Below are 2658 nucleotides of genomic sequence, written 5' to 3' on the forward strand. Positions count from 1 at the left end.
TGCACCCTTAACGAGAGGAGGTGTCTATATTATGTTAATTATACCAATTAAAGACGGAGAAAATATCGATAGAGCATTAAAGCGCTATAAAAGAAAATTTGACAAAACAGGAGTCGTAAGACAACTAAGAAAACGTCAAGCTTTCATTAAACCATCTGTTATAAACAGAGCTATGGTTCAAAAAGCGGCTTATGTTCAAAACATGAGAGAGAACTTAGAAAGTTAAATTTTAATTTTCTGTTAATATAAATCGTTAGTTATTTAAGTTTCGTACTTTTATACTAACGATTTCTTGTTTTTGCGAGGAACGAAGCAATCTAATCCTATTAATGAGTAATCAGCAAAAATTCCAAGACTACATACTTCTCGAAAAAAACTATTCTAAGCTTACAGCTTTGGCTTATGGTAAAGATTTAGATTTTTTCAAAAAATTCCTTGAAGACAATTTTGATAGTACAGCACTTGAAGAAGTTTCTTATACCTTAATAAGAAGTTGGATAGTTTCTATGATTGATTCAAATATCACAAACACATCAGTAAATCGAAAAATAGCTTCATTAAAAGTCTTTTATAAGTTTCTTTTGAAAACAAAACAGATAGAAGTAAATCCATTAAGCAAGCATAAAGCATTAAAATCTCCAAAAAAAATACAAATTCCATTTTCTGAAGACGAAATTGACAAAGTTTTAAATCACATACAATATAAGGAAGGATTCGAAGGAATTCGAGACAAGCTTATAATCGATTTGTTTTATACCACAGGGATTCGACGTTCCGAACTAATAGGGCTTCAAATGTATAATGTAGATTTGCAAAATAATACTATAAAAGTGGTAGGCAAAAGAAATAAAGAAAGAATCATTCCTATACTGTCTGTAATAGCCAAACAAATGGAGCGATATGTAGTTGAAAGAAAACAACTTGTGTTTACTTCAGAGTCAAATATTTTATTTTTATTGTCAAACGGAAATAAACTAAACGAAACATTTGTCTATCGATTAATAAATGATTACTTTAGTAATGTTTCTGAGAAGGTAAAAAAAAGTCCGCACATGCTTCGGCATACTTTTGCAACTCACATGCTTAATCACGGAGCTGATTTGAATTCGATTAAAGAATTGTTAGGTCACTCGAGTCTTGCATCAACTCAAGTTTACACCCATTCAAGTTTAACAGAGCTTAAAAATGTATATCAAAATGCCCATCCAAGAAACCAAAAATAAATTTTCACTATATGTTTAACCAAAATTATCAGATTATGAAGGTAAATGTTCACGCAGTCAATTTTAATGTTGACAAGAAACTAGTAGATTTTGTAGAAGAAAAATTAAATAAACTTGAAAAATACTATGATAAAGTCGTTTCGTCGGATGTGTTTTTGAAGGTAGAAAAAACAAGTGATAAAGAAAATAAAATAGTCGAAGTAAAAGTAATTGTGCCTGGCGATGAATTTATTGTAAAAAAACAATGCAAGACATTTGAAGAAGGTGTGGAATTAGCTTCAGAATCCCTTGAAAGACAGCTAATGAAAAGGAAAGAAAAATTAAGAGCACATATCTAATAAATATTTTTACAAAAAAGTTTTGATTAATAAATAAAATACATACATTTGCAGTCCGTTAGAAATAGCGGACTTTTTTTATGTTTTGCCAGCGTAGCTCAGTTGGCTAGAGCAGCTGATTTGTAATCAGCAGGTCGTGGGTTCGAGTCCCTCCGCCGGCTCTTTTTATTCCAATGCGATTTGGAATTTGTTCTTTAAATTATTGAAATTTAAAAAAAATGGGGAGATACTCAAGCGGCCAACGAGGGCAGACTGTAAATCTGCTGTGTAAACTTCGCAGGTTCGAATCCTGCTCTCCCCACAAGAATAATTTTTAAATTTAGGAATTACGATTTAGGATTTTTTAAAATTCTTTCAAAATCCTAAATCTAAAATCCCAATTCCTAAATCAAGGAATCTGCCGACTTAGCTCAGGGGTAGAGTGCTTCCTTGGTAAGGAAGAGGTCACGGGTTCAATTCCCGTAGTTGGCTCAACAAAGTAAAATTTGAACACTAATATATTATAATTAAAGATTAAAAACTAAGTAAAATGGCAAAAGAAACCTTTAACCGTAACAAGCCCCACTTAAACATTGGAACAATTGGGCACGTGGATCACGGAAAAACTACATTAACTGCTGCAATTACAAAAGTATTGTCAGATGCAGGTTATTGTCAAGCAAAATCATTTGATCAAATTGATAATGCTCCAGAAGAAAAAGAAAGAGGTATTACAATTAATACTTCTCACGTAGAGTATGAAACTGCAAACCGTCACTATGCTCACGTTGACTGTCCAGGTCACGCGGATTACGTAAAAAACATGGTTACAGGAGCTGCTCAAATGGACGGTGCTATTCTTGTTGTAGCAGCTACAGATGGACCAATGCCACAAACTCGTGAACACATCCTTTTAGGTCGCCAAGTTGGTATTCCTAGAATGGTAGTTTTCATGAACAAAGTGGATATGGTTGATGACGAAGAGTTGTTGGAACTTGTTGAAATGGAAATTAGAGATCTTTTGTCATTCTATGAGTATGATGGAGATAACGGTCCGGTAATTCAAGGTTCTGCTCTAGGTGGATTGAACAACGATCCAGCTTGGACTCCAAAAATTC

4 protein-coding genes and 3 tRNA genes are annotated in these 2658 nt (G+C 33.2%); all 7 read left to right on the plus strand.

All coding sequences use genetic code 11. The features are described from left to right. Positions 1–31: 31 nt before the first annotated feature. The gene (rpsU, locus tag RMO70_RS09780) at positions 32–226 is read left to right on the plus strand and encodes a 30S ribosomal protein S21 (RefSeq protein ID WP_091473327.1); all 195 of its coding nucleotides are present in this window, start codon (positions 32–34) and stop codon (positions 224–226) included. 103 nt (positions 227–329) lie between these two features. Then, positions 330–1223, plus strand: coding sequence for a tyrosine-type recombinase/integrase (locus tag RMO70_RS09785; RefSeq protein ID WP_310556259.1), 894 nt, complete (start codon positions 330–332; stop codon positions 1221–1223). Between the two features lie 35 nt (positions 1224–1258). Next, the gene (gene hpf / locus RMO70_RS09790; RefSeq protein WP_310556260.1) at positions 1259–1561 is read left to right on the plus strand and encodes a ribosome hibernation-promoting factor, HPF/YfiA family; all 303 of its coding nucleotides are present in this window, start codon (positions 1259–1261) and stop codon (positions 1559–1561) included. A gap of 87 nt (positions 1562–1648) precedes the next feature. After that, positions 1649–1722 (plus strand) — tRNA-Thr (locus RMO70_RS09795). Between the two features lie 59 nt (positions 1723–1781). Next, positions 1782–1862 (plus strand) — tRNA-Tyr (locus RMO70_RS09800). A 98-nt stretch (positions 1863–1960) separates the two neighbouring features. Continuing rightward, positions 1961–2032 (plus strand) — tRNA-Thr (locus RMO70_RS09805). Between the two features lie 58 nt (positions 2033–2090). Beyond that, positions 2091–2658, plus strand: a 568-nt coding sequence (locus RMO70_RS09810; protein WP_310556261.1) for a GTP-binding protein, incomplete at its 3' end; no start/stop codon positions are given.

Source organism: Flavobacterium sp., assembly GCF_031422135.1.
In the GTDB taxonomy this organism is placed as follows: domain Bacteria; phylum Bacteroidota; class Bacteroidia; order Flavobacteriales; family Flavobacteriaceae; genus Flavobacterium.

Coding starts and splice junctions, on each gene's coding strand:
- rpsU (WP_091473327.1), top strand. CDS start 32: ATGTTAATTATACCAATTAAAGACGGAGAAAATATCGATAGAGCATTA.
- hpf (WP_310556260.1), top strand. CDS start 1,259: ATGAAGGTAAATGTTCACGCAGTCAATTTTAATGTTGACAAGAAACTA.
- RMO70_RS09785 (WP_310556259.1), top strand. CDS start 330: ATGAGTAATCAGCAAAAATTCCAAGACTACATACTTCTCGAAAAAAAC.